At 60.0% G+C, this 26161-nt stretch carries 24 protein-coding genes; 16 read left to right on the plus strand and 8 right to left on the minus strand.

Going from position 1 to position 26161, the window contains the following annotated elements; translation table 11 throughout:
* Positions 1-10 precede the first annotated feature (10 nt).
* Genes AAEZ05_RS19445 through AAEZ05_RS19455 form a run of 3 tightly spaced genes read left to right on the plus strand, consistent with a single transcriptional unit; the run spans position 11 to position 3076 of the window.
* Positions 11-1192, plus strand: a complete 1182-nt coding sequence (locus tag AAEZ05_RS19445) for an amino acid ABC transporter permease (protein WP_045062115.1) — start codon at positions 11-13, stop codon at positions 1190-1192.
* Between the two features lie 10 nt (positions 1193-1202).
* Positions 1203-2300 carry an amino acid ABC transporter permease gene (locus tag AAEZ05_RS19450; protein WP_045062116.1) on the plus strand — a complete coding sequence of 366 codons (1098 nt, stop codon included), beginning with the start codon at positions 1203-1205 and terminating at the stop codon, positions 2298-2300.
* 11 nt (positions 2301-2311) lie between these two features.
* Positions 2312-3076: an amino acid ABC transporter ATP-binding protein gene (locus tag AAEZ05_RS19455; protein ID WP_045062117.1), complete on the plus strand. Its 765-nt coding sequence runs from the start codon at positions 2312-2314 to the stop codon at positions 3074-3076.
* A gap of 73 nt (positions 3077-3149) precedes the next feature.
* On the opposite strand, the gene AAEZ05_RS19460 is transcribed toward AAEZ05_RS19455, so the two are convergent.
* Complete coding sequence (locus AAEZ05_RS19460; protein ID WP_350599847.1) at positions 3150-4793, minus strand: S8 family peptidase; 1644 nt, start codon at positions 4791-4793, stop codon at positions 3150-3152.
* A 256-nt stretch (positions 4794-5049) separates the two neighbouring features.
* Between AAEZ05_RS19460 and AAEZ05_RS19465 the strand changes: the two genes are divergently transcribed.
* The 5 genes from AAEZ05_RS19465 to AAEZ05_RS19485 all read left to right on the plus strand — a co-directional run bounded on the left by AAEZ05_RS19465 (position 5050) and on the right by AAEZ05_RS19485 (position 8960).
* Positions 5050-5709: a FadR/GntR family transcriptional regulator gene (locus AAEZ05_RS19465; RefSeq protein WP_045062157.1), complete on the plus strand. Its 660-nt coding sequence runs from the start codon at positions 5050-5052 to the stop codon at positions 5707-5709.
* A complete protein-coding gene (locus AAEZ05_RS19470; RefSeq protein WP_045062119.1) occupies positions 5699-7006 on the plus strand; it encodes a CynX/NimT family MFS transporter in 1308 nt (435 codons plus the stop codon). The genes AAEZ05_RS19465 and AAEZ05_RS19470 overlap by 11 nt, the downstream gene beginning before the upstream one ends.
* 111 nt (positions 7007-7117) lie before the next feature.
* The gene (locus tag AAEZ05_RS19475; RefSeq protein ID WP_350648482.1) at positions 7118-7588 is read left to right on the plus strand and encodes a nuclear transport factor 2 family protein; all 471 of its coding nucleotides are present in this window, start codon (positions 7118-7120) and stop codon (positions 7586-7588) included.
* A 40-nt stretch (positions 7589-7628) separates the two neighbouring features.
* Entirely contained in the window at positions 7629-7937 is a 309-nt protein-coding gene (locus AAEZ05_RS19480; RefSeq protein WP_045062121.1) for a GIY-YIG nuclease family protein, read from the plus strand.
* An 84-nt stretch (positions 7938-8021) separates the two neighbouring features.
* Positions 8022-8960, plus strand: a complete 939-nt coding sequence (locus tag AAEZ05_RS19485) for a glutathione S-transferase family protein (protein ID WP_350648484.1) — start codon at positions 8022-8024, stop codon at positions 8958-8960.
* Positions 8961-9040: 80 nt separating this feature from the next.
* On the opposite strand, the gene AAEZ05_RS19490 is transcribed toward AAEZ05_RS19485, so the two are convergent.
* Complete coding sequence (locus AAEZ05_RS19490; RefSeq protein WP_045062123.1) at positions 9041-9391, minus strand: glutaredoxin family protein; 351 nt, start codon at positions 9389-9391, stop codon at positions 9041-9043.
* Positions 9391-10395 carry a nucleoid-associated protein YejK gene (gene yejK, locus AAEZ05_RS19495; protein ID WP_045062124.1) on the minus strand — a complete coding sequence of 335 codons (1005 nt, stop codon included), beginning with the start codon at positions 10393-10395 and terminating at the stop codon, positions 9391-9393. The genes AAEZ05_RS19490 and yejK overlap by 1 nt, the downstream gene beginning before the upstream one ends.
* Positions 10396-10879: 484 nt before the next feature.
* Between yejK and AAEZ05_RS19500 the strand changes: the two genes are divergently transcribed.
* Positions 10880-11161, plus strand: a complete 282-nt coding sequence (locus AAEZ05_RS19500) for an HU family DNA-binding protein (RefSeq protein ID WP_007905514.1) — start codon at positions 10880-10882, stop codon at positions 11159-11161.
* 187 nt (positions 11162-11348) lie between these two features.
* Here AAEZ05_RS19500 and rlmF read toward each other — a convergent pair whose 3' ends face one another.
* The 5 genes from rlmF to AAEZ05_RS19525 all read right to left on the minus strand — a co-directional run bounded on the left by rlmF (position 11349) and on the right by AAEZ05_RS19525 (position 18115).
* Positions 11349-12365 carry a 23S rRNA (adenine(1618)-N(6))-methyltransferase RlmF gene (rlmF, locus tag AAEZ05_RS19505; RefSeq protein ID WP_045062125.1) on the minus strand — a complete coding sequence of 339 codons (1017 nt, stop codon included), beginning with the start codon at positions 12363-12365 and terminating at the stop codon, positions 11349-11351.
* A 234-nt stretch (positions 12366-12599) separates the two neighbouring features.
* Positions 12600-15446: a valine--tRNA ligase gene (locus AAEZ05_RS19510; RefSeq protein ID WP_205891625.1), complete on the minus strand. Its 2847-nt coding sequence runs from the start codon at positions 15444-15446 to the stop codon at positions 12600-12602.
* A gap of 226 nt (positions 15447-15672) precedes the next feature.
* Positions 15673-16038 (minus strand): hypothetical protein, encoded by a 366-nt coding sequence (locus AAEZ05_RS19515; protein ID WP_045062128.1) that lies wholly within the window; start codon positions 16036-16038, stop codon positions 15673-15675.
* A gap of 8 nt (positions 16039-16046) precedes the next feature.
* Positions 16047-16475 (minus strand): DNA polymerase III subunit chi, encoded by a 429-nt coding sequence (locus tag AAEZ05_RS19520; protein ID WP_350648487.1) that lies wholly within the window; start codon positions 16473-16475, stop codon positions 16047-16049.
* Positions 16476-16624: 149 nt separating this feature from the next.
* Entirely contained in the window at positions 16625-18115 is a 1491-nt protein-coding gene (locus tag AAEZ05_RS19525) for a leucyl aminopeptidase (RefSeq protein WP_350648489.1), read from the minus strand.
* A 400-nt stretch (positions 18116-18515) separates the two neighbouring features.
* On the opposite strand from AAEZ05_RS19525, the gene lptF reads away from it, so the two are divergent.
* The 7 genes from lptF (at position 18516) to recO (ending at position 26148) form a co-directional block, all read left to right on the plus strand.
* Positions 18516-19634 carry an LPS export ABC transporter permease LptF gene (gene lptF, locus AAEZ05_RS19530; RefSeq protein WP_045062131.1) on the plus strand — a complete coding sequence of 373 codons (1119 nt, stop codon included), beginning with the start codon at positions 18516-18518 and terminating at the stop codon, positions 19632-19634.
* Entirely contained in the window at positions 19627-20688 is a 1062-nt protein-coding gene (gene lptG / locus AAEZ05_RS19535) for an LPS export ABC transporter permease LptG (protein WP_350648491.1), read from the plus strand. The genes lptF and lptG overlap by 8 nt, the downstream gene beginning before the upstream one ends.
* Before the next feature lie 171 nt (positions 20689-20859).
* The gene (gene lepA, locus AAEZ05_RS19540) at positions 20860-22659 is read left to right on the plus strand and encodes a translation elongation factor 4 (RefSeq protein ID WP_045062133.1); all 1800 of its coding nucleotides are present in this window, start codon (positions 20860-20862) and stop codon (positions 22657-22659) included.
* A 5-nt stretch (positions 22660-22664) separates the two neighbouring features.
* Positions 22665-23519, plus strand: coding sequence for a signal peptidase I (lepB, locus tag AAEZ05_RS19545; protein ID WP_045062134.1), 855 nt, complete (start codon positions 22665-22667; stop codon positions 23517-23519).
* Positions 23520-23703: 184 nt separating this feature from the next.
* Positions 23704-24393 carry a ribonuclease III gene (rnc, locus tag AAEZ05_RS19550; RefSeq protein ID WP_010463056.1) on the plus strand — a complete coding sequence of 230 codons (690 nt, stop codon included), beginning with the start codon at positions 23704-23706 and terminating at the stop codon, positions 24391-24393.
* Positions 24386-25288 carry a GTPase Era gene (gene era / locus AAEZ05_RS19555; RefSeq protein ID WP_059403406.1) on the plus strand — a complete coding sequence of 301 codons (903 nt, stop codon included), beginning with the start codon at positions 24386-24388 and terminating at the stop codon, positions 25286-25288. Before rnc ends, era begins: the two co-directional genes overlap by 8 nt.
* Positions 25289-25458: 170 nt before the next feature.
* Positions 25459-26148, plus strand: a complete 690-nt coding sequence (recO, locus tag AAEZ05_RS19560) for a DNA repair protein RecO (RefSeq protein ID WP_045062136.1) — start codon at positions 25459-25461, stop codon at positions 26146-26148.
* Positions 26149-26161 lie beyond the last annotated feature (13 nt).

Genomic DNA, 26161 nt, shown 5'->3' on the forward strand with positions numbered 1-26161 from the left:
GGGGCACTTCATGCAAAATTCAATCGGCGCACCAAAGCAGAGGCTCAGCCTCAGCGATCCCAAAGTGCGTGCGTGGCTATTCCAGATCATCACCATTGTGGCGGTGGTCTCGCTGGGCTGGTTTCTGTTCGACAACACCCAGACCAACCTGCAACACCGGGGCATCACTTCCGGCTTCGACTTTCTGGAGCGCAGTGCCGGTTTCGGCATCGCTCAACACCTGATCGACTACACCGAATCGGACAGCTATGCCCGGGTGTTTGTCATCGGCCTGCTCAATACGCTGCTGGTGACGTTCATCGGCGTGATCCTGGCGACGATCCTCGGGTTCATCGTCGGCGTGTCACGGCTGTCAAAAAACTGGATTATTGCCAAGCTGGCGACGGTGTATGTAGAGGTTTTCCGCAACATTCCGCCGCTGCTGCAGATCCTGTTCTGGTATTTCGCGGTATTCCTGACCATGCCAGGACCGCGTGCCAGTCATAACTTTGGCGATACCTTCTTTGTCAGCAGCCGTGGCCTGAACATGCCGGCGGCGTTGGCGTCTGATGGTTTCTGGCCATTCGTGGCCGGCGTGGGCGTGGCCATTGTCGCTATCGTGCTGATGTGCCGCTGGGCCAACAAACGTTTCGAAGAAACCGGCGTGCCATTCCACAAGTTCTGGGTCGGCCTGGCACTGTTCCTGGTGATCCCGGCACTGTGCGCGTTGATCTTCGGCGCGCCGGTGCATTGGGAAATGCCCAAGCTGCAAGGCTTCAACTTCGTCGGTGGCTGGGTATTGATCCCCGAACTGCTGGCGTTGACCCTGGCGCTCACCGTGTACACCGCGGCATTCATTGCCGAGATCGTGCGCTCGGGCATCAAGTCGGTCAGCCATGGCCAGACCGAGGCGGCGCACTCCCTGGGGCTGCGCAACGGTCCGACCCTGCGCAAGGTGATCATCCCGCAAGCCCTGCGCGTGATCATTCCACCGCTGACCAGCCAATACCTGAACCTGGCGAAAAACTCCTCGCTGGCTGCCGGTATCGGTTATCCGGAAATGGTTTCGTTGTTTGCCGGCACGGTGCTCAACCAGACCGGACAGGCGATCGAGGTGATTGCCATCACCATGAGCGTGTACCTGGCGATCAGTATCAGCATTTCCCTGCTGATGAACTGGTACAACAAGCGCATTGCGCTGATCGAGCGGTAAGGAATAGCGCATGAGTACTCATATTTTCAAACCTGACATGCCCCCACCGGACCGCAGTATCGGTGTGGTGGCGTGGATGCGCGCCAACATGTTCTCCAGCTGGCTCAACACCCTGCTGACCCTGTTTGCGTTCTACCTGATCTACCTCGTGGTGCCGCCGATCCTCAGCTGGGCGATCATCAATGCCAACTGGGTCGGGACCAGCCAGGCCGACTGCACGAAGGAGGGCGCCTGCTGGGTGTTCATTCAGCAGCGCTTCGGCCAGTTCATGTACGGCTACTACCCGGTGGACATGCGCTGGCGCGTGGACCTGACCGTGTGGCTGGCGGTTATCGGCGTGGCCCCGTTGTTCATCTCGCGCTTCCCGCGTAAAGCGGTGTACGGGCTGAGCTTCCTGGTGCTGTATCCGATCATTGCCTGGTGCCTGTTGCACGGTGGTGTGTTTGGCCTGACCCAGGTGGCGACCAGCCAATGGGGCGGCCTGATGCTGACCCTGGTGATCGCCACCGTCGGGATTGCCGGCGCCTTGCCGCTGGGTATTGTCCTGGCACTGGGGCGGCGCTCGAACATGCCGGCGATTCGCGTGGTCTGTGTGACCTTCATCGAATTCTGGCGCGGCGTGCCGTTGATCACGGTGTTGTTCATGTCCTCGGTAATGCTGCCGTTGTTCCTGCCAGAAGGCATGAACTTCGACAAGCTGCTACGGGCCCTGATCGGCGTGATCCTGTTCCAGTCGGCCTATGTGGCCGAGGTGGTGCGCGGTGGCTTGCAGGCGATTCCCAAAGGTCAGTACGAAGCAGCCGCAGCGATGGGCCTTGGTTACTGGCGCTCGATGGGCCTGGTGATCCTGCCGCAAGCCCTGAAGCTGGTGATCCCTGGCATCGTCAACACCTTCATTGCGCTGTTCAAGGACACCAGCCTGGTGATCATCATCGGCCTGTTCGACCTGCTCAACAGCGTCAAGCAAGCGGCCGCCGACCCGAAATGGCTGGGCATGGCCACTGAAGGCTACGTGTTCGCCGCCCTGGTGTTCTGGATTTTCTGTTTTGGTATGTCGCGCTATTCCATGCATCTGGAACGCAAGCTCGACACTGGCCACAAGCGTTAGGAGTTCTTTTTATGAGCGAAGCAATTAAACAGCCTGTGAGCCCTGAAGGCATTATCCAGATGCAGGGCGTGAACAAGTGGTACGGGCAGTTTCACGTACTCAAGGACATCAACCTGAACGTCAAGCAGGGCGAGCGAATCGTCCTGTGCGGTCCGTCGGGTTCCGGCAAATCCACCACTATTCGCTGTCTTAATCGCCTGGAAGAACACCAGCAGGGGCGCATCGTGGTCGATGGCGTGGAGCTGACCAACGACCTCAAGCAGATCGAGTCGGTGCGTCGCGAAGTCGGCATGGTGTTCCAGCACTTCAACCTCTTCCCGCACCTGACCATCCTGCAGAACTGCACCCTGGCGCCGATGTGGGTGCGCAAGATGCCCAAGCGCAAGGCCGAGGAAATCGCCATGCACTACCTGGAACGCGTACGCATTCCGGAGCAGGCGCATAAATTCCCGGGGCAACTGTCCGGCGGTCAGCAGCAGCGCGTGGCGATTGCCCGTGCCCTGTGCATGAAGCCGAAAATCATGTTGTTCGACGAACCGACTTCGGCACTTGACCCCGAGATGGTGAAAGAGGTGCTGGACACCATGATCGGCCTGGCCGAAGACGGCATGACCATGCTTTGCGTGACCCACGAAATGGGCTTCGCCCGTACCGTGGCCAACCGCGTGATCTTCATGGACAAAGGCGAGATCGTTGAACAGGCGGCGCCGAATGACTTCTTCGACAACCCGCAGAATGAGCGCACCAAGCTGTTCCTGAGCCAGATCCTGCATTGATCGACGCTCGGCAGTGAAATAAACCCGGACTGAGTGCCGGGTTTATTTTTTTCCAATCGACAACCGCCTGCTATCAGCTGGTCTTTTTATCCAAGGCCAACTGCACTGCCTTCAATGCATTGAGCCTGCCGTGACCGTAATAGTGGCTATGGCCATTCTGATCATATTCTCCCATCGCTCCATCCAGGAAATGAGTGATCTTGTCGCAACAGTCAGCAAGGATCGAGCGAACCTCGGTGCGTGTCAGCGCGGGGTTGGCCGATAAAACCAGAGCCGCCACCCCGGCGGCGCCGGGGCAGGCGCTCGACGTTCCGCCAAAGCTCTCGGTGTAGTTGCCCCACAAGTCACCTTGCCCAAGGGCTTTGTCGTTGTAGCCATTTCTTCCTCGCAGATCTGTTGTCCATATGCCGCGGGTGCGAGCGGGAAAACTGCTGGGCTGGAAATTGTAATCCGGGTGCTGTTCCTGATCGCTGGGAAACGCGCACCAGATGGCTTTTCCGTAATCACTGTAGGCGCTGCGGCGGCTGTGGTCGTTGCAGGCGGCTACGGCCATGACCAGTGGATGGCTGGCATAACCATCATTGTCGACACTTTCACTGCCATTGCCGGCGGCGAAGAAAATCGGGCAGCCCTTGCCCTTTCTCCCTCTGAGCGCGGCGAAATTGATGGCCAGGCGAATACTGGCGGGTAACGGATGGACTTGATGATGGGCCGGATCCATAGGGTCGGCCCAGTTTCCGTCCGGAGGGCCCCAACTGCAACTGATGATGTCCGCGCCATTGAGCGCAGCCCAGACGAAAGCGTTCGCTTCGGTCTGACCTCCCAGTGACTCCGCGTCACCCAGGCTGATCGGCATCAGTCTTGCTCTGGGTGCGACTCCGCTTGCGCCATGCAGGCCATCGGCACAGGCGACACCTGCGGCGGCGGTACCATGGCTTTCATCGGCGTGCTGAGGGCGCGGGTCGGCTCCGGGTTGCCTGGGGTTTCTGTAGCTCCTCGGGGCGACGATTTTGTCGGCCGAGGTGAATTCGGGATGGTCGATATCAAAAGCATCGTCTATGACGGCGATCACTACATTCGCGCCCAGACTCAGGGCGTGGGCAGCCTCGACGTTGGCACTGGCATCAATTTCATACTGATAGCTTACAGTGGTTTTTTTCAGGTGCCACTGATTGGGGTGGATAGTGCGTGAGTGACGTTTTGTCAGGAGTTCAGGATGGCAGTACTCCACATCCTCACGTTCGAGCAAGGTCAGTGCCTGATTGAATACCTGTGTTCCGCAGCCTTCTCCTGGCGTCACGAAATAAGCGTTTTGTGCGTAAACGACTTTTGTCTTGATCGTCAGTCCTGCTTCTTCGAGTACGGTTTCGCAGGCCAGCGAGTCGTGTGAGTCGATAAACTTGATGAAGATATTTTCGGTATAGATCACGGGTTCCCTGGTGTCCGCCGCCACCAGGACGCTGCCGGCGAAACGCACGTTGGGTAGTTGACGCAAGCAGCGCTTGCAGGCCTGCAGATTCCCGGAGTCGGCTGGCAGCTTGAAAACACTCAGTCCTGACGACTCGAAATGAATCACCCGTTGTGCATGGTCCAGGGGGGGGGCGGTGGTGTCGAGAAGGGCTGGCAAGCCGGGAAGGGTTCGGACGACGACCAGATCAGGGGCAGTGTCCAGAAAGAATGAAGGTTCTGATTTGTTGCCGTATTTGAATTCCTGCATAGCGTGTTCCTTGTCTGTGTGAAGTTAGGAGGCGCTGAAGCACGCCCCAAGGCAGTGCCTTGGGTGCAGGAAGTCTATTGGCCGGGTGCAGCGTTCATCTATCGGAAAGGCCTGAGGCTGTTGCGGGAAAGTTCCTCAATATCTGTCGGATGTGAGCTGGCTGTTCTACCTGGATGGAGCAGCGGTTGCCTTTAGGAGCAAACCTGACTAACATGTCAGGAAATACATCCTATGATTGGATGACTGCAAGGGTGTCTTGGCTCAGATGTCTCCATTGGTAAAAAGATCTCTGGTCGACCAGGCGTTGGATCAGCTTCGTTTACGCATCACCGAAGGCACGTGGACTGTGGGCCAACGCCTGCCCACCGAACCCGAGTTGTCCGCAGAGCTCGGTATCAGCCGTAATACCGTGCGTGAAGCCATGCGCGTGTTGGCCTTTTCCGGATTGATTGAGATTCGCCAGGGTGACGGTAGTTACTTGCGCGCGGTGATCGATCCACTCGACACCCTCAAAGCGCTGTCCCGCTGCTCTCATGAGCAGGCCCGCGAAACCCGGCACATTCTTGAAGTCGAGGCCATTGGCCTGGCCGCCTTGCGCCGCACTGACGAAGACCTGGTGGCCTTGCGTGAAGCACTGGGCGTCAGCGGCAGCCACTACCATGGCGATCTCGACAGCTACATCGCCTGCGACCTGGTGTTTCACCGGCGCCTGGTCGATGCCGCACACAACCCCACGCTCAGTGAGCTGTATCGCTACTTCTCCAGCATCGTCGGTGCGCAACTGCGCCAGACCCTGAACATCACCCCACGGCGCCAGGAAGTGTTCGACCTGCATATCGAACTGCTGGACGCCGTCGAGCAACGTGACCCGGAACGGGCCAAAGCCCTGTCCAGGCAGTTGATCAATGAACCTTGAACACGAGAAAACCATGTCCAGCCGTAACAGCAACATCCCTGAAGCCAAACGCACGGCAGAGCTCGAAGAGCTGCTGATCGACGCCGAGGCCGATGACGACGAGGTGCAGAACAGCCATCCGATCCTGCGCCGGCCCTGGCTGCTGTTGCTGGGCCTGATCCTGGTGGCATTGAACTTGCGCCCGGCGCTGTCGAGCATGGCGCCGATGCTCAGTGACGTGTCGAAAAGCCTCGGATTATCGGCGGCCCAGGCCGGTCTGCTGACCACCTTGCCGGTGCTGTGCCTCGGCCTGTTCGCACCGCTGGCACCGATCCTGGCGCGCCGTTTTGGCGCCGAACGGGTGGTGCTGGGCATTCTGCTGACGCTGGCCGGAGGAATCATCCTGCGCAGTTCGTTTGGCGAAATCGGCCTGTTTGCCGGCAGCGTGCTGGCGGGTGCCAGCATTGGTGTGATCGGCGTATTGCTGCCGGGTATCGTCAAGCGCGACTTTGCCAAACACGCGGGTACCATGACCGGGGTCTACACCATGGCCCTGTGCCTGGGGGCAGCGATGGCCGCAGGCGCCACCGTGCCGCTGAGCGAACATTTCGACCAGAGCTGGGCAACGGGCCTGGGCTTCTGGGTTATTCCGGCGTTGGTCGCGGCGCTGTTCTGGCTGCCGCAAGTCGGGCACAAACACGGTGCGCACAATGTCGCCTACCGGGTTCGCGGTTTGCTGCGTGACCCGCTGGCCTGGCAAGTGACCCTGTACATGGGCCTGCAATCGTCCCTGGCGTATATCGTGTTTGGCTGGTTGCCTTCGATCCTGATCGGTCGCGGCCTGACGCCGACCCAGGCGGGGCTGGTTCTGTCCGGCTCGGTGATTGTGCAGTTGGCCAGTTCCTTGGCGGCTCCCTGGCTGGCGACTCGCGGCAAGGACCAGCGCCTGGCCATCGTGGTCGTTATGGCTTTGACCCTCAGTGGCCTGTTCGGGTGCCTGTATGCGCCGATCGATGGCTTGTGGGGCTGGGCGATTCTGCTCGGGCTGGGACAGGGCGGGGCGTTCAGCCTGGCGCTGACCCTGATCGTGCTGCGCTCGCGAGATGCCCACGTAGCGGCGAACCTGTCGAGCATGGCTCAAGGCTTCGGCTACACCCTGGCATCCATGGGGCCATTGGCGGTCGGCATCGTGCATGACTGGACCGGCGGCTGGGCGGCGGTCGGCTGGATTTTCGGGGTCATCGGCCTGGGCGCGATCCTTGCCGGCCTGGGAGCCGGGCGATCGTTGTACGTTCAAGTAGTCAGCGAAAAACTCTGACACCTCGGACACTATCGGTATTCGGCCCACGAATGCCGATAGTGTTCCGCGAATTGGCAGGCTATCGTGCGGGCAGTCTTCAAAACTGTTCCGCCACCCAGGAGCCTGCACATGAGTGATGCCCACCAAGCATTGATTACCCGGTTTTACCAGGCTTTCCAGCGGCTGGATGCCGAGGCCATGAGCGCCTGCTACACCGATGACGTGGTGTTCAGTGACCCGGCCTTCGGTGAACTGCATGGGCGTGATGCGGGTGACATGTGGCGCATGCTCACCACTCGCGCCAGGGACTTTTCCCTGACGTTCGACGACGTCCGCGCCGACGAGCGCACCGGGAGTGCACATTGGGTGGCGACGTACCTGTTCAGCCAGACCGGCAATACCGTGGTCAACGACATCCAGGCACGGTTCGTGTTTCGCGACGGAAAAATCTGCGAGCACCACGACCGTTTTGACCTGTGGTCCTGGTCGCGCCAGGCGCTGGGTTTAAAAGGTCTGCTGTTGGGCTGGTCGCCCCTGGTAAAAAACGCCGTTCGGGCCCAGGCCTTGAAGGGGTTGAAGGCATTCCAGGCCGGGCGCTGATAAGATCGCCACTTGTTTCTTTTCCAATCCAGATCGTCAATTGAACAGTCTCAGCCAAACGTCTGTTAGCGCCGTCGAAACGCCGCTGGTCAGCAAGCCCTGGTTCGTCTACCTCGTACGTGCCGCCAATGGTTCACTGTACTGCGGGATCAGCGACGACCCCGTGCGCCGCTTCGCCACTCACCAGCGGGGTAAAGGTGCGCGCTTCTTCCTCTCAAGCCCGGCCGTGGCCCTGGTGTACACCGAGGCCTGTCGCGACAGGAGTGAAGCGCTACGTCAGGAGCGGCTGATCAAGAAACTCAGGAAAAGCGCCAAGGAGTGCCTGGTCGCGAACTATCAATCTGACTGATCAGTTCCCATCAGGCAGACCCGTAGGCCGCCTGCCGATTGCGCGCTAAGCTGTTGACTCCTAATTCGCGCGGCGGAGCCGAGCATGTCCGAGTTGATCCTGCATCATTACCCGACGTCCCCTTTCGCCGAAAAGGCCCGCCTGTTGTTGGGTTTCAAGGGGCTGTCCTGGCGCTCGGTGAAGATTTCACCGGTGATGCCCAAGCCTGACCTCACCGCCTTGACGGGTGGCTATCGCAAGACGCCGGTGTTGCAGGTCGGTGCAGACATCTACTGCGACACTGCGTTGATTGCCCGGCGCCTGGAGCATGAAAAAGCCTTGCCGGCTCTCTTCCCGGAAGGTCAGGAGATGATCGCTGCGTCGTTCGCCGCCTGGGCGGACTCAGTGGTGTTCCAGCATGCCGTTAGCCTGGTGTTCCAGCCGGAATCTGTCGCCGTGCGTTTTGCCAGCCTGCCGCCGGAAGCAATCAAGGCCTTCCTGGCGGATCGCGCCGGGCTGTTCAGTGGTGGCAGCGCCACCCGCGTGTCTGCCGAGCAAGCCAGGCACCAGTGGCCGACGATCATGGCGCGACTCGAACAGCAACTGCAGCGCGAGCAGGGTGATTTCCTCTTCGGCGAGCCGTCGATTGCCGATTTCGCCCTGGCGCATCCACTGTGGTTCCTCAAGGCGACGCCGGTCACTTCGCCGCTGGTCGATGGGTATCCGGCAGTGTCAGCCTGGTTGGGCCGCGTCTTGGGCTTTGGCCATGGGGCTGCGAGCGAGATGACTGCAGAGCAAGCGCTTGAGGTGGCACGCAGCGCTACACCGGCGCAGTTGCCGCAGGAACGCTTTGCAGAACCTAACGGTTTCGAGGCGGGTCAGCGGGTAGTGATTGCGGCCACGGATTATGGGGTTGATCCGGTGGCGGGTGAGTTGGTGTTTGCCGGAAGTGAAGAGCTGATTCTGCGTCGCGAGGATGAGCGGTGCGGGGTGGTGCATGTGCATTTCCCGCGATTCGGGTTTCGTCTCGAAAAGCAGCGGTAGATCAACAGATCCCAGCCTCCGGCAGTTCCTGAATTAGAGCGGTGCTCATCTGCAGGCGCTGCCGAAGGCTGCGATCTTGTTTATTTCAAGGCTGCGAGTATGGCGTCCGGGTCATACCCGCGAATCAACGTCCCGTTTACATCGATGATCGGAATGCCGCCGCCACCCAGCGCCTCGTAAGCCTTGCGCGCCTGGGCATCCTTCTCGATATCGAACTCCTTGTAGGGAATGCCTTTCTGGTCGAGAAACCGTCGGGTCAACTTGCAGTAACCACACCATTCAGTGGCGTAGAGCACCACATCGGCCTTGGCCTGGGTCTGCTCCGATACCACCTGGGACGGATTGAACACCCGCTCGATCTTGCCCCAGTTCTGATAGACCACGATCACCAGCAGGATCAGCAGGAATTTTTTCAGCACGCCCCGCAGCATCAGTTGCGACGCTTGAGCTGATCGGTGAGCTGGGTTGGCAGGCCCTTGATGATCAGGGTGCCGGCTTCTTCGTCGTACTCGATCTTCGAGCCCAGCAGGTGCGCCTCAAAGCTGATGGAGAGGCCCTCGGCACGGCCCGTGAAACGACGGAATTGATTCAGGGTACGTTTGTCCGCAGGGATCTCCGGAGACAGGCCGTAGTCCTTGTTGCGGATGTGATCGTAGAACGCCTTAGGACGTTCTTCATCAATCAACCCGGACAGTTCCTCCAGGCCCATGGGCTCACCCATCTTGGCCTGGCTGCTGGCGTAGTCCACCAGCGTCTTGGTTTTCTCCCGGGCGGACTCTTCCGGCAGGTCTTCGCTTTCAACGAAATCACTGAAGGCCTTGAGCAGCGTGCGGGTTTCACCGGGGCCGTCGACGCCTTCCTGGCAGCCGATGAAGTCGCGGAAGTACTCCGAGACCTTTTTCCCGTTCTTGCCTTTGATGAACGAAATGTACTGCTTGGACTGCTTGTTGTTCTGCCACTCCGACACGTTGATCCGCGCCGCGAGGTGCAGCTGACCCAGGTCCAGGTGGCGGGACGGGGTCACATCGAGCTGCTCGGTCACGGCGACGCCTTCGCTGTGATGCAGCAGGGCGATGGCCAGGTAGTCAGTCATGCCTTGCTGATAGTGTGCAAACAGCACGTGCCCACCGACCGAGAGGTTGGATTCCTCCATCAGCTTCTGCAGATGCTCCACCGCCACCCGGCTGAATGCCGTGAAGTCCTTGCCGCCTTCGAGATACTCCTTCAGCCAGCCGCTGAACGGGTGCGCCCCGGACTCGGCATGGAACAAACCCCATGCCTTGCCTTGTTTGGCGTTGTAGCTCTCGTTGAGGTCGGCAAGCATGTTCTCGATGGCGCTCGACTCAGGTAACTCTTCGTCGCGGGCATGCAGAACTGCAGGCGTGCCGTCGGGTTTTTTGTCGATCAGGTGGACGATGCAATGGCGGATCGGCATGGGCTTCTCGGCTGATTGTAGAGGGGAGGGCGCGCTCCCCGAAAAAGCGCCCAGTGTACCGCAACTAGGTATGCATGCCCTTTGTAGGAGCTGCCGAAGGCTGCGATCTTTTGACTTTGCTTTTTAAACAAAAAAGATCAAAAGATCGCAGCCTTCGGCAGCTCCTACGGGGGTTGAGGGGCAATTTGCGGGTGCGCAGCGGCCCTTATGCTGTTTTTTAACGTTTTAGACCAATAAAGCTGACCAAATGGGTAGCTAGAGGCGGATATTTCCCCGTCTCTGTGCTAGTTTTGCCCGGTCTTGCGCGAAGTCACTGCGTTAAGCGTGCATTCAGCATTTGTCAGGTCGAACCAAACCCTGATTTCGGTATCTATAACCCCGATCCCGTGGTTATTGGCCGAGGGTGCCAGATCCAGAAGATCGGGCTCGATGGCTGACACTGCACTCTGCAATCCATATGAATTTGATAGGGAAGGAACACTACATGGCTCTTACTAAAGACCAACTGATCGCCGACATCGCTGAAGCTATCGACGCGCCAAAAACCACCGCGCGTAATGCTCTGGACCAACTGGGCCAAATCGTTGCCGATCAGCTGGAAAATGGCGGCGAAATCACTCTGCCAGGTATCGGCAAATTGAAAGTGACCGAACGTCCTGCCCGTACTGGCCGCAACCCTTCGACTGGCGCTGCCATCGAAATCGCTGCCAAGAAAGTTATCAAGCTGGTTGTGGCCAAAGGCCTGACCGACGCTGTTAACAAGTAAGACGTGTAAAAAAACCGTGCTCCGGAGCGATCCGGGCACGGTTTTTTTGTGCCTGTGATTTGCCGGAGGGCTCGAACCATCGCGGGAGTATCACCGCTGTAGGCGCTGTCGAGTGAAACGAGGCTGCGATCTCTTGATCTTTCACAACAACATCAAAAGATCGCAGCGTGCCGCAGCGCCTACGGTCTCAGCGAGCCCAGCGCTGACGCCAGATTTGCTGTTCGCTCTTGGTCTGGAACGTCCAGGCGACGAAACGGCTTTTCTTCTGCCCCTGGGACATTTCCACGACCTGGCTTTCCAGCACGCCGGCCTTTTTCAGGGCGATCTCGATCGCGGGCAGGTTCGACGCCTTGGACACCAGGGTGCTGAACCACAGCACCTTGTGCTGGAAATGCGCGCTCTCGGCGATCAATTGAGTCACGAAGCGCGCCTCGCCGCCCTCGCACCACAGTTCAGCCGACTGGCCACCAAAGTTCAGCACCGGCAGCTTGCGTTTCGGGTCGGCGCGACCCAGTGCGCGCCATTTACGCTCGCTGCCCTTGGTGGCTTCGTCCATCGAGGCGTGGAACGGCGGGTTGCACATGGTCAGGTCGAAGCGTTCGCCCGGCTCCAGCAACCCCAGCAGGATGTGCTTGGGGTTGGTTTGCTGGCGCAACTGAATGGCCTTGTTCAGCCCGTTGGACTGGACGATGGCCTTGGCAGCGGCCACGGCGGTCGGGTCGATTTCCGAGCCGAGGAAGTGCCAGCGGTAGTCGCTGTAGCCAATCAGCGGATAGACGCAGTTGGCGCCCATGCCGATGTCGAGCACCTTGACCGGCGCGCCACGGGGGATTTCGCCGTCATTGACGCTGGCCAACAGGTCGGCCAGGAAGTGCACATAGTCGGCACGCCCCGGAACCGGCGGGCACAGGTAATCCGCCGGGATGTCCCAGTGGGCCACGCCGTAGAACGACTTGAGCAGCGCGCGGTTGAACACCCGCACCGCGTCCGGGCTGGCGAAGTCGATGCTTTCCTTGCCGTATGGGTTGGTGATCACGAACTTCGCCAGTTCGGGCGTGGTCTTGATCAGCGCCGGGAAGTCATAACGACCCTGGTGGCGGTTGCGCGGGTGCAGGCTGGCCTTTTCGCGGGGCTCGACGGCTTTGGCCGGGGTCGCGGATTCGGGCTTCTTGCGCGCAGGGCGGGGTGTGCGGGGGGCGTTCATGGGTGTGATCGATTCGGGTATGGCTGAAAGTGACGGGCATTGTCCCACATTAGCTACCCAATGACGCATATCCCCTGTAGGAGCTGCCGAAGGCTGCGATCTTTTGATCTTGATTTTGAAGATCAAAAGATCGCAGCCTTCGGCAGCTCCTACAGGGGGCGGTGTTTGTGGGTGAGTGGCAGGCACAAAAAAGGGAGGCCATTTCTGGCCTCCCTTTTTCATTGCGATTTGCCGTTACAAACTGGCAATCCGCGCATGCTGCTCGGCCAGTTTGCCCAAAGCCTGTTGCGCTTCGGCCAGTTTGGCGCGTTCCTTCTCGATGACTTCGGCCGGCGCCTTGTCGACGAAACCGGCGTTCGACAGCTTGCCGCCCACGCGCTGGACTTCACCTTGCAAGCGCAGGATTTCCTTGTCCAGGCGTGCCAGCTCGGCGTCCTTGTCGATCAGGCCGGCCATTGGCACAAGCACTTCCATCTCGCCGACCAGGGCGGTCGCGGACAGTGGTGCTTCTTCGTCTGCTGCCAGCACAGTGATCGACTCGAGGCGCGCGAGCTTCTTCAGCAGGGCTTCGTTTTCGGTGAGACGACGCTGGTCTTCGGCGCTGACGTTCTTCAGGAACAGGTTAAGCGGCTTGCCTGGACCAATGTTCATTTCGGCGCGAATGTTACGCGTGCCGAGCATCAGCGTTTTCAGCCATTCGATGTCATCTTCGGCGGCTGCGTCAATGCGCTCTTCATTGGCCACTGGCCAAGGCTGCAGCATGATTGTCTTGCCTTCGATGCCGGCCAGCGGCGCGATGCGCTGCCAGATTTCTTCGGTGATGAACGGCATGAACGGGTGCGCCAGGCGCAGGGCAACTTCCAGTACGCGAACCAGGGTGCGACGGGTGCCGCGCTGGCGTTCGACCGGCGCGTTTTCGTCCCACAGCACCGGCTTGGACAGTTCCAGGTACCAGTCGCAATACTGGTTCCAGATGAACTCGTACAAGGCTTGTGCGGCCAGGTCGAAGCGGAACTGGTCGAGCTGACGGGTCACTTCGGCTTCGGTGCGTTGCAGCTGCGAGATGATCCAGCGATCCGCCAGGGACAGTTCGTAGGCTTCGCCGTTCTGGCCGCAGTCTTCGCCTTTGTCCAGCACGTAGCGCGCCGCGTTCCAGATTTTGTTGCAGAAGTTGCGATAGCCTTCGACGCGGCCCATGTCGAACTTGATGTCGCGACCGGTGGAGGCCAGCGAGCAGAAAGTGAAGCGCAGGGCGTCGGTGCCGTAGCTGGCGATGCCGTCGGCGAATTCGTCGCGGGTCTGCTTCTCGATCTTCTTCGCCAGTTTCGGCTGCATCATGCCGGAAGTGCGTTTCTGCACCAGATCTTCCAGCTCGATGCCGTCGATGATGTCCAGCGGGTCAAGGACGTTGCCCTTGGACTTGGACATCTTCTGGCCCTGGCCATCGCGCACCAGGCCGTGCACATACACGGTCTTGAATGGAACCTGCGGCGTGCCGTCTTCGTTTTTCACCAAATGCATGGTGAGCATGATCATCCGGGCAACCCAGAAGAAAATGATGTCGAAACCGGTCACCAGCACGTCGGTGGAGTGGAATTTCTTCAGGAATTCGGTCTGCTCAGGCCAGCCGAGCGTGGAGAACGTCCACAGGCCCGAACTGAACCAGGTGTCGAGTACGTCGTTGTCCTGTTGCAACGCCACGTCCGGGCCGAGGTTGTGCTTGGTGCGCACTTCGGCTTCGTCGCGACCGACGTAGACTTTGCCCGACTCGTCGTACCAGGCCGGGATCCGGTGACCCCACCACAGTTGACGGCTGATGCACCAGTCCTGGATGTCACGCATCCACGAGAAGTACATGTTTTCGTATTGTTTCGGCACGAACTGGATGCGGCCGTCTTCAACGGCAGCAATTGCAGGCTCGGCCAAAGGCTTGGTCGACACGTACCACTGGTCGGTCAGCCACGGCTCGATGATGGTGCCCGAGCGATCGCCTTTCGGCACTTTCAGGGCGTGATCGTCGACGCTGACCAGCAGGCCGGCGGCGTCGAAGGCGGCAACGATTTGCTTGCGCGCCTCGAAGCGGTCCAGGCCTGCGTATTCAGCCGGGATCTTGCCGTCGATGCTTTCGTTCAGTGTGCCGTCGAGGTTGAACACCTGGCAGGCCGGCAAAACGGCGGCGTTCTTGTCGAAGATGTTCAGCAGCGGCAGGTTGTGACGCTTGCCGACTTCGTAGTCGTTGAAATCGTGGGCCGGGGTGATTTTCACACAACCGGTGCCGAACTCAGGATCGCAGTAATCGTCGGCGATGATCGGAATGCGGCGGCCGACCAGCGGCAGCTCGACAAATTTGCCGATCAGGGCTTTGTAGCGTTCATCGTTCGGGTTAACGGCCACGGCGGCGTCGCCGAGCATGGTTTCCGGGCGAGTGGTCGCGACGATCAGGAAGTCGTTGCCTTCAGCGGTTTTCGCGCCGTCGGCCAACGGGTACTTGAGGTTCCACAGGAAACCTTTCTCGTCGTGGTTTTCCACTTCGAGGTCGGAAATCGCCGTGTGCAGCTTGGTGTCCCAGTTGACCAGGCGCTTGCCGCGGTAGATCAGGCCGTCTTCGTGCAGGCGCACGAATGCTTCCTTGACCGCTTCAGACAGGCCGTCGTCCATGGTGAAGCGCTCGCGGCTCCAGTCTACGGACGAGCCGAGGCGGCGGATCTGGCGGCTGATGTTGCCACCGGACTGATCCTTCCATTCCCAGATTTTCTCGAGGAATTTCTCGCGACCAAGATCGTGGCGACTCTGACCCTGGGCTTCGAGTTGACGCTCCACCAGCATCTGCGTAGCGATACCGGCGTGGTCGGTACCCGGCTGCCACAGAGTGTTGCGACCCTGCATGCGGCGGAAACGGATCAGGGCGTCCATGATCGCGTTGTTGAAGCCGTGCCCCATGTGCAGGCTGCCCGTCACATTCGGCGGCGGGATCATGATGGTGTAGGACTCGCCCGCGCCTTGCGGGGCGAAGTAATTCTCAGACTCCCAGGTGTTGTACCAGGAAGTTTCAATGGCGTGCGGCTGGTAGGTCTTATCCATGCGCGGCGGGACCCTATTGGCATTAATTCAGGAAAAGCCGACGAGTATAGCGGGGCATGGGGCGAAGGGCGAGCAGGGGCGGACAGGGCGCGTCATCTCTCACGGTGCGAACACGGTAGGAGCTGCCGCAGGCTGCGATCTTTTGATCTTGATCTTTTCCGGAATCGTTGAAGATCAAGTCAAAAGATCGCAGCCTGCGGCAGCTCCTACATTGGAATGGCGTGGGCTACTCGTACTGGCTGAGCAACCGCTCCATCCGCGCCGCCAGTCGGCGTTTGATTTCGGTTTCGATATGCGGCGCAAAGTCGTCGATCACGTCTTGCATGATCAGCATGGCAGCGGCGCGCAGTTCGCCGTCCAGATGCAGCAAGGCGTCCGGGCCTTTATCTTCGGCAGCCGGGGCAGGGGGCGGTTCGCTGGCGGCTGGCGGGTTGCCGGCAGCCTCGAACAGCATGGGGATCTGTTCCTGATCCTCGTCCTCGACCGTGTCGGTCAGCAACGGTGGTTGCAGGTTGTCATCGCCGAGCAGTTGGCGGATCGACTCGAGGTCGTCCAGCAGATGCGCGGACTGTTGCTGTTTTGGCGTGTCCATCGGAATACTCAGAGTCGCTGTAAACGGTGGTCTTGCAAAGGATAGCCCTGTTCGCGATAGAAACGGAAACTCTCCCGCGCGGCCTGGCGAATCACCGGGTCTTCCACCACCACTTCCGCCACGCGGGCGAACTTGTTGGCAAAGGTCGGTACTTTCAGGGCGAGATTAACCAGCAGGTCCTGATGTTGACCGCAGTCGTCTCCCAGGCCCAGCACAATCAAACCCTGCGGCTCGCTCTCGGCGGGGCCATGGGGCACGAAACTTTCGCCCTTGAACGCCCAGAGGCGTGCGTCGAGATCGTCACGTTGGTTCGCATCGCTGCAATGCAGGTAGATGCGATGGCCCATGCGCCAGGCTTTTTCAGTGAGCTTGCAGGCGAAATCCAGCCGCGCCGACGGATCGGCGCTGGGCAGGATATAGAAGTCGACTTTGGTCATTGCGGTTCCTGGAATCAACTTCCGCGGAATCTGTAGGAGCGAGCTTGCTCGCGAAGGTCGTCAACGATTACGCGGGAAACCAGGTTAATCGCGGTGATCTTGAGTTTTTCGCGAGCAAGCTCGCTCCTACAGTGGTCAGTGAGCGATATTTAGGCCTTGGCGCGGTCCAGCAGGTACTGGGTCAGCAGGGGTACCGGACGGCCAGTGGCGCCCTTGTCCTTGCCGCCGCTGGTCCAAGCGGTGCCGGCGATGTCCAGGTGCGCCCAGTTGAGGTTCTTGGTAAAGCGCGACAGGAAGCAGGCTGCGGTGATGGTGCCGGCTTTCGGCCCGCCAATGTTGGCGATGTCGGCAAACGGGCTGTCGAGCTGTTCCTGGTACTCATCGAACAGTGGCAACTGCCAGGCACGGTCGTCTGCGGACTGACCGGCGCTGAGCAACTGGCCGATCAGTTCGTCGTTGTTGCCCAGCAGGCCGGAGGTGTGTGCGCCCAGGGCGACGACACAGGCGCCGGTCAGGGTCGCGATGTCGATCACGGCCTGGGGCTTGAAACGTTCTGAATAGGTCAGGGCGTCGCACAGCACCAGGCGGCCTTCGGCGTCGGTGTTGAGGATTTCCACGGTCTGGCCGCTCATGGTGGTGACGATGTCGCCTGGGCGCGCAGCGTTGCCGCTCGGCATGTTCTCGGCGCAGGCCAGGATGCACACCAGGTTGATCGGCAGTTTCAGTTCGAGCACGGCGCGCAGGGTACCGAAGACGCTGGCGGCGCCGCCCATGTCGTACTTCATTTCGTCCATGCCGGCGCCCGGCTTGAGGCTGATGCCGCCGGTGTCGAAAGTGATGCCTTTGCCGACCAGGGCGAACGGCTTCTCGGATTTCTTGCCGCCGTTGTATTGCATGACGATCAGGCGCGGAGGCTGGGCGCTGCCCTGGCCCACGGCGTAGAACGAGCCCATGCCCAGGTCCTTGATCTTCTTCTCGTCAAGGACTTCGACTTTCAGGCTCTTGAATTCCTTGCCCAGGCTCTTGGCCTGCTCGCCCAGGAAAGTCGGGTGGCAGATGTTCGGCGGCAGGTTGCCCAGGTTGCGGGTGAACGCCATGCCGTTGGCGATCGCGGTAGCGTGGGCCACGGCACGCTCGACTTCAGCCTGGGCGGCCTTGATGGTCACCAGGGTGATTTTCTTCAGGGCGCGCGGCTCGGCTTTCTGGCTCTTGAACTGGTCGAACGTGTATTGGCCGTCCACCAGGGTTTCAGCCAGCAGGCGGGTCTTGCCGTAGCTGTCACGACCCTTGACCACGACTTCGTCCAGTGCCAGTACCGCATCGCTGCCGTTCAGGCCCTTGAGGGTATTGAGGATGCCGGCGATGATTTTACGGAATGGGCGATCACCCAGTTCTTCGTCCTTGCCGACGCCGACCAGCAATACGCGCTCGGCCTTGAGGTTGGGCACGCTGTGCAGCAGCAGGCTCTGGCCAACTTTGCCGGCGAGGTCGCCACGCTTGAGCACGGCGCTGATCGCGCCGCCGCTCAGTGCGTCAATTTGGCTGGCCACGGCGCCGAGTTTGCGGCCTTCGCTGACGGCAACCACCAGCGTGGCGGTTTTCAACGTTTGCGGATTAACGCTTTTTACAACCAGTTCCATGTCGGGGCCCCTGAATCAATGATCAACACGCAAGTGTCTGAACTTGCCTATAAATAGAGTACGCAAGGCAGGCTTGCGGCAAAGGCCGCAGTTTGAACCTCGTCGGCGGCGCCTGACAACCCTGGGTCGCAGGTTCGTCACGGTTCCGGCCGCTCTTGCAGGAGCGAACTGGATCCGGGCGGCGTTGCGCCGATGAACCTGAGAGCACCGTTGAGTGTCAGACGTCCCGCGTAATCGTTGACGAGCACGCGAGCGAGCTCCCGCATGGCGAACGCGCGCAGTGACAGGCGCATGCAATCACAGGATAATGCGCCATCTTTTTCGGCGGCCCTGCTTTGCGGTCCGCCTGCTACGTTTGCTTGTTTGGCCGCCTTCGCCTGACAACCCTGGAGTGTCTGGTTTGATTGTCTTTCGTTACCTATCCCGCGAAGTCCTGTTGACCTTGAGCGCCGTCAGCGCCGTGCTGCTGGTCATCATCATGAGCGGACGCTTCATCAAATACCTCGCCCAGGCCGCTGCGGGCCTGCTGGATCCAGGCTCCCTGTTCCTGATCATGGGGTTTCGTCTGCCGGGCTTCCTGCAACTGATCCTGCCGCTGGGCCTGTTTCTGGGCATTCTGCTGGCTTACGGTCGCCTGTACCTCGAAAGCGAAATGACCGTGTTGTCGGCCACCGGCATGAGTCAGCAACGGCTGTTCGCCATGACCCTGTTCCCGGCCACCCTGGTGGCATTGGTGGTGGCATGGCTGAGCCTGAGCCTGGCGCCACAAGGGGCCAACCAGTTCCAGTTGCTGCTGAACAAGCAAGACGCCCTGACTGAATTCGACACCCTGGAGCCGGGCCGCTTCCAGGCCCTGCGTGATGGAACGCGGGTGACCTACACCGAGACCCTGACGGACGATCGCATCAACCTCGGTGGCGTGTTCATTTCCCAGAAGAACACCAGCACCGACCAGAAGGATCGCGGGATTTCCGTGCTGGTGGCCGAGAGGGGTCGCCAGGAAATCCGCCCTGACGGCAACCGCTACCTGATTCTCGACAATGGCTATCGCTACGACGGCAAGCCGGGCCAGGCCGACTATCGCGCCATCAAGTACGACGAGTACGGCGTGCTGCTGCCCAAGCCGGATGTCAGCGACGAAGTCACCGACCGTGACGCGATGCCCACCAGCAGCCTGATTGGCAGCGATGACGTTCGCTCGCGCACCGAATTGCAATGGCGCATGTCCCTGCCGTTGCTGGTCTTTATTGTCACCCTGATGGCGGTGCCGCTGTCGCGAGTGAATCCGCGCCAGGGGCGATTCCTCAAGCTGCTGCCAGCGATTCTTCTTTATATGGCCTACCTGACCATCCTGATTGCCGCTCGCGGCGCGCTCGAAAAAGGCAAGATCCCGATGGCCCTCGGCTTGTGGTGGGTGCACGGGATCTTCCTGGCGATTGGGCTGGGCTTGCTCTATTGGGAGCCCCTGCGCCTGAAGATGGCGAGTCGCCGCAGCGCGCTGGAGGTGGCCCGTGGTTAAGCTGGATCGCTACATTGGTAGCAGTGTTTTCGTGGCCATCCTGGCCGTATTGGGCATCATTCTCGGTTTGGCGACGCTGTTCGCCTTCATCGACGAGATGGGCGATGCGAGCGATACCTACACCTTGCTGGACGTGCTGAGTTACGTCCTGCTGACGGCCCCCCGACGTTTGTACGACATGTTGCCGATGGCGGCATTGATCGGCTGCCTGATCGGCCTGGGCAGCCTGGCCAGCAACAGCGAACTGACCATCATGCGCGCCGCTGGCGTGTCCATTGGCCGGATCGTCTGGGCAGTAATGAAGCCGATGCTGGTGCTGATGGTTGTCGGAGTCCTGATCGGCGAATACGTTGCGCCGGCCACCGAAAGCGCTGCCCAGGCCAATCGTTCGCTGGCCCAGGGCAGCGGTGACGCGCAAAGTGCCCGTCACGGCCTGTGGCATCGCCAGGGTGACGAGTTCATTCACGTCAACTCGGTACAACCCAACGGCTTGCTGTACGGTGTCACCCGCTATCGCTTCGACAAAGAGCGGCACATGCTGTCGGCCAGCTTCGCCAAGCGTGCGGAGTTCGACAAGGACCACTGGCAGCTGAGCGATGTCACCACCACGGTATTCCATGAGAAGAACACTGAAGTGGTTGCGGCCCAGGTCGAGCGCTGGGAAGTTGCCCTCAGTCCGCAACTGCTGAGCACGGTGGTCATGGCGCCAGAGTCTCTGTCGATCTCCGGTTTGTGGGGGTATATCCATTACCTGGCCGACCAGGGGCTGAATAACGGTCGTTACTGGTTGGCATTTTGGGTCAAGGTGTTGCAGCCGCTGGTCACTGCGGCACTGGTGCTGATGGCGATCTCCTTCATCTTTGGTCCGCTGCGCTCGGTGACCCTCGGTCAGCGGGTGTTCACCGGTGTACTGGTGGGGTTCACCTTCCGAATCGTCCAGGATCTGCTGGGGCCATCGAGCCTGGTGTTCGGTTTCTCGCCGCTGTTTGCGGTGCTGGTGCCTGCCAGCGTGTGCGCCCTGGCCGGGGTCTGGTTGTTGCGCCGGGCCGGTTGATTGCGCGTATTTCCCGAACAACGAGCCAATGAAAAACGCCCTTGTCGTGAGACCGGGGCGTTTTTGTCAGTGCCGTCCGACCTGCGCAGGTGACGCTTGCGCCGTGGATCAGGTACAATTCCCGGCTATTTTTCCGCGGGCTATGCCTGCAGCCTTTTTGAGTGTTGATCCGTGAGTGATTTGAGTCATATCCGCAATTTCTCCATCATCGCCCACATTGACCATGGCAAGTCGACGCTGGCCGATCGATTCATCCAGATGTGCGGCGGCCTTGCCGAGCGCGAAATGGAAGCCCAGGTACTGGACTCCATGGACCTGGAGCGTGAACGCGGGATCACCATCAAGGCCCACAGCGTCACCCTTTATTACACCGCTCGCGATGGCATCAAGTACCAGCTGAACTTCATCGACACCCCGGGCCACGTTGACTTCACCTATGAAGTCAGCCGCTCGCTGGCGGCCTGTGAGGGTGCTTTGCTGGTGGTCGACGCTGGCCAGGGCGTGGAAGCGCAGTCGGTTGCCAACTGCTACACGGCGATCGAGCAGGGCCTGGAAGTCATGCCCGTGCTGAACAAGATCGACCTGCCGCAGGCCGATCCGGACCGCGTGAAGGAAGAGATCGAGAAGATCATCGGCATCGATGCCACTGATGCCGTCGAGTGCAGCGCCAAGACCGGCCTGGGCGTCGATGAAGTCCTCGAGCGTCTGGTGCGCACCATTCCTGCGCCGACCGGCAACTACGAAGATCCGCTGCAAGCGTTGATCATCGACTCCTGGTTCGACAACTACCTGGGCGTTGTTTCCCTGGTACGCGTGCGCCATGGCCGCGTGAAGAAGGGCGACAAGATTCTCGTCAAGTCCACCGGCAAGATCCACCTGGTGGACAGCGTCGGTGTATTCAACCCTAAACATACCGCTACCACTGACCTTAAGGCCGGTGAAGTAGGTTTCATCATCGCTGGCATCAAGGACATTCACGGTGCGCCGGTGGGTGACACCCTGACCTTGAGCTCAACCCCGGACGTCGACGTCCTGCCGGGTTTCAAGCGCATTCAGCCGCAGGTTTACGCCGGCCTGTTTCCGGTCAGCTCCGACGACTTCGAAGATTTCCGTGAGGCCCTGCAAAAGCTCACCCTCAACGACTCGTCGCTGCAGTACACCCCAGAGAGTTCCGACGCCCTGGGCTTCGGCTTCCGTTGCGGGTTCCTCGGCATGCTGCACATGGAAATCATCCAGGAGCGCCTGGAGCGCGAGTATGACCTGGACCTGATCACCACGGCGCCGACGGTAATTTTCGAGCTGTTGCTGAAAACCGGTGAAACGATTTACGTCGACAACCCGTCGAAGCTTCCAGACCTGTCTTCCATCGAAGACATGCGCGAGCCGATCGTGCGGGCCAACATTCTTGTGCCGCAAGAGCACCTGGGCAACGTCATTACCCTGTGCATCGAGAAGCGTGGCGTGCAGCACGACATGCTGTTCCTCGGTACCCAGGTCCAGGTGACCTACGATCTGCCGATGAACGAAGTGGTCCTGGACTTCTTCGATCGCCTGAAGTCCACCAGCCGCGGCTATGCTTCGCTGGACTACCATTTCGATCGTTATCAGTCGGCTAACCTGGTGAAACTGGATGTGCTGATCAACGGTGACAAGGTCGACGCCCTGGCGCTGATCGTGCACAAGGATAACGCGCACTACAAAGGTCGCCAGTTGACCGAGAAGATGAAAGAGCTGATTCCGCGCCAGATGTTCGACGTCGCGATCCAGGCCGCCATTGGCGGGCAGATCATTGCGCGAACCTCCGTCAAGGCACTCAGAAAGAACGTATTGGCCAAATGCTACGGCGGCGACGTCAGCCGTAAGAAGAAACTGCTTGAAAAGCAAAAGGCCGGTAAGAAACGCATGAAGCAAGTCGGCAACGTGGAAATTCCACAAGAAGCCTTCCTTGCAGTGCTCAGGTTGGATAGTTAGGTCCTATGTCACTAAATTTCCCGCTGTTGCTGGTCATCGCCGTGTTCGTCTGCGGCCTGTTGGCGTTGCTCGATCTGGTTTTTCTCGCGCCGCGTCGGCGTGCAGCCATTGCATCCTATCAGGGCAGCGTCAGCCAGCCTGACGGGATGGTGGTCGAAAAACTGAACAAGGAGCCGCTGCTGGTCGAATACGGCAAGTCGTTCTTCCCGGTGTTGTTCATCGTGCTGGTGCTGCGTTCGTTCCTGGTGGAACCGTTCCAGATTCCATCCGGCTCGATGAAACCGACCCTGGACGTTGGCGATTTCATTCTGGTGAGCAAGTTCTCCTACGGGATCCGCTTGCCGGTGATCGACAAGAAAGTGATCGAAATCGGTGACCCGCAGCGCGGCGATGTGATGGTTTTCCGCTATCCGAGCGATCCGAACGTCAACTACATCAAGCGTGTAGTGGGCCTGCCGGGCGACCAGATTCGCTACACCGCCGACAAGCGCCTGTTCGTCAACGGCGAGTCCGTTGCCGAGCAGTTGATCGGCTCCGAGCCGGGCACCCTGGGCAGTGCCGAGCTCTACAAGGAAAAACTCGGTGTCGCCGAGCACCTGATCCGCAAGGAAATGAGCCGCTATCGCGCAACGCCGGACCGTTCGTGGACCGTGCCTGCCGGGCACTACTTCATGATGGGCGACAACCGCGACAACTCCAACGACAGTCGCTATTGGGATGATCCGAGTATTCCCAAGGACCTGCTGGGCATGGTCCCCGACAAGAATATCGTCGGCAAGGCCTTCGCGGTCTGGATGAGCTGGCCTGAACCCAAACTCAGTCACCTGCCGAACTTCTCGCGGGTTGGCCTGATCAAGTAATCACACACGGCGCTGTTGAACACAGCGCCGAATGCATTTCTGGAGCCGCTACAATCGGCGCCCGAAGCATGAAAACAATGATATTCAGGACGTAATTTTTGAACACAGCGTTAATTGTCCCAAGCCTGCGCCGCACCCCGGCGATGGCGGTGGAATCCAGCCACGAACTCAGCGTGGGTACACCGTGAGCGTTTCCTTAAGCCGTCTAGAGCGTCAGCTCGGCTACACCTTCAAGGACCAGGAACTGATGGTCCTGGCCCTGACTCACCGCAGCTTTGCCGGGCGCAACAACGAACGCCTGGAATTCCTCGGTGATGCCATCCTCAATTTCGTCGCTGGCGAGGCGCTGTTCGATCGCTTCCCGCTGGCTCGCGAAGGCCAGTTGTCGCGTCTGCGCGCACGCCTGGTGAAAGGTGAGACCCTGGCTGTACTGGCCCGCGGTTTCGATCTGGGCGAGTACCTGCGCCTGGGCTCTGGCGAGTTGAAGAGCGGCGGTTTCCGTCGCGAGTCGATTCTGGCCGATGCCCTGGAAGCGCTGATTGGTGCAATCTACCTGGACGCGGGCATGGACATGGCGCGCGAGCGCGTGCTGGCCTGGCTGGCCGGTGAGTTCGAAGGCCTGACGCTGGTCGACACCAACAAAGATCCAAAGACCCGCCTGCAGGAATTCCTGCAATCGCGTGGGTGTGAGCTGCCGCGTTACGAAGTGGTGGATATCCAGGGTGAGCCGCATTGCCGGACGTTCTTCGTCGAATGTGAAATCACCTTATTGAATGAAAAAAGCCGAGGTCAGGGTGTGAGTCGTCGTATTGCCGAACAGGTAGCGGCCGCCGCAGCACTGATTGCCCTGGGTGTGGAGAATGGCAATGACTGATTCAACCGCAACACGCTGTGGCTATGTTGCCATCGTCGGCCGTCCCAACGTGGGCAAGTCCACGTTGCTGAACCACATCCTCGGCCAGAAGCTCGCGATCACTTCGCGCAAGCCGCAAACCACCCGCCACAACATGCTGGGCATCAAGACCGAAGGCGCCGTGCAGGCGATCTACGTCGACACTCCGGGCATGCACAAAGGTGGCGAAAAAGCCCTCAACCGCTACATGAACAAGACGGCCTCGGCAGCCTTGAAAGACGTGGACGTGGTGATCTTCGTAGTCGACCGCACCAAGTGGACCGACGAGGACCAGATGGTCCTGGAGCGCGTCCAGTATGTGACCGGCCCGCTGATCGTGGCGTTGAACAAGACGGATCGCATCGAAGACAAAGCCGAGCTGATGCCGCACCTGAGCTGGTTGCAGGAGCAGCTGCCGAACGCGCAGATCATGCCGATCTCGGCCCAGCACGGGCACAACCTCGAAGCGCTGGAGCGGGTGATTGCCGGCTACCTTCCGGAAAACGATCACTTCTTCCCCGAAGACCAGATCACCGACCGCAGCAGTCGCTTCCTCGCCGCCGAACTGGTGCGCGAAAAGATCATGCGCCAGATGGGTGCAGAGCTGCCGTACCAGATCACCGTCGAAATCGAAGAGTTCAAGCAGCAGGGCAAGACCCTGCATATTCATGCCTTGATCCTCGTCGAGCGCGACGGCCAGAAGAAGATCATCATTGGCGACAAGGGCGAGCGCATCAAGCGCATCGGCACCGAGGCGCGCAAGGACATGGAGCTGCTGTTCGACTCCAAGATCATGCTCAACCTCTGGGTGAAAGTGAAAGGCGGCTGGTCCGATGACGAGCGCGCGCTGCGTTCGCTGGGTTACGGCGACCTGTAAACCCGATCGACGCTGCACCGCAGAACCTGTGGGAGCGGGCTTGCCCGCGATGAGGATGTAACATTCAATATAGATGTTGGATGTCAGTCCGCCATCGCGGGCAGGCCCGCTCCCACATTGGTTTTTGTTGTTTGTAGAGCTGCGCACTTTCTTCGAGAACCCTGACTTCCATGTCGCAAACCCCACCCATTCCCCAGCCCGCCTTCGTACTCCACTCTCGCGCCTACCGCGAGAGCAGCGCGTTGGTCGACTTCCTTACGCCGCAAGGTCGGCTACGGGCGGTGTTGCGCAGTGCGCGGGGCAAGGCCGGGACCTTGGCCAGGCCCTTCGTGCCCCTGGAAGTCGAATTTCGCGGGCGAGGGGAGCTGAAGAACGTCGGGCGGATGGAGGCCTCGGGGGTTTCCACCTGGCTCAACGGCGAAGCGCTGTTCAGTGGCCTGTACCTCAATGAGCTGCTGATTCGCCTGCTACCCGCCGAAGACCCGCTGCCGGGTGTGTTCGACCACTACGCCGCGACGTTGCTGGCGCTGGCCGAAGGTCGTCCGCTGGAGCCGTTGCTGCGCTCCTTTGAATGGCGGTTGCTCGATGATCTGGGCTACGGCTTCGCGCTCGGCACTGATATCCACGGTGAGCCTGTAGCGCCGGACGGTCTGTATCGCCTGCAGGTGGACGCGGGACTGGAGCGGGTGTACCTGTTGCAGCCCGGACTGTTCAACGGCACTGAATTGCTGGCCATGGCCGAAGCGGACTGGTCGGCACCGGGTGCTTTATCGGCCGCCAAACGGTTGATGCGCCAGGCACTTGCCGTGCATCTGGGCGGTCGTCCCCTGGTTTCCCGAGAGTTGTTTCGAAAGCCGTAAAATCCCCGTGTAT

It is taken from the genome of Pseudomonas sp. HY13-MNA-CIBAN-0226, from assembly GCF_040310305.1.
In the GTDB taxonomy this organism is placed as follows: domain Bacteria; phylum Pseudomonadota; class Gammaproteobacteria; order Pseudomonadales; family Pseudomonadaceae; genus Aquipseudomonas; species Aquipseudomonas gregormendelii.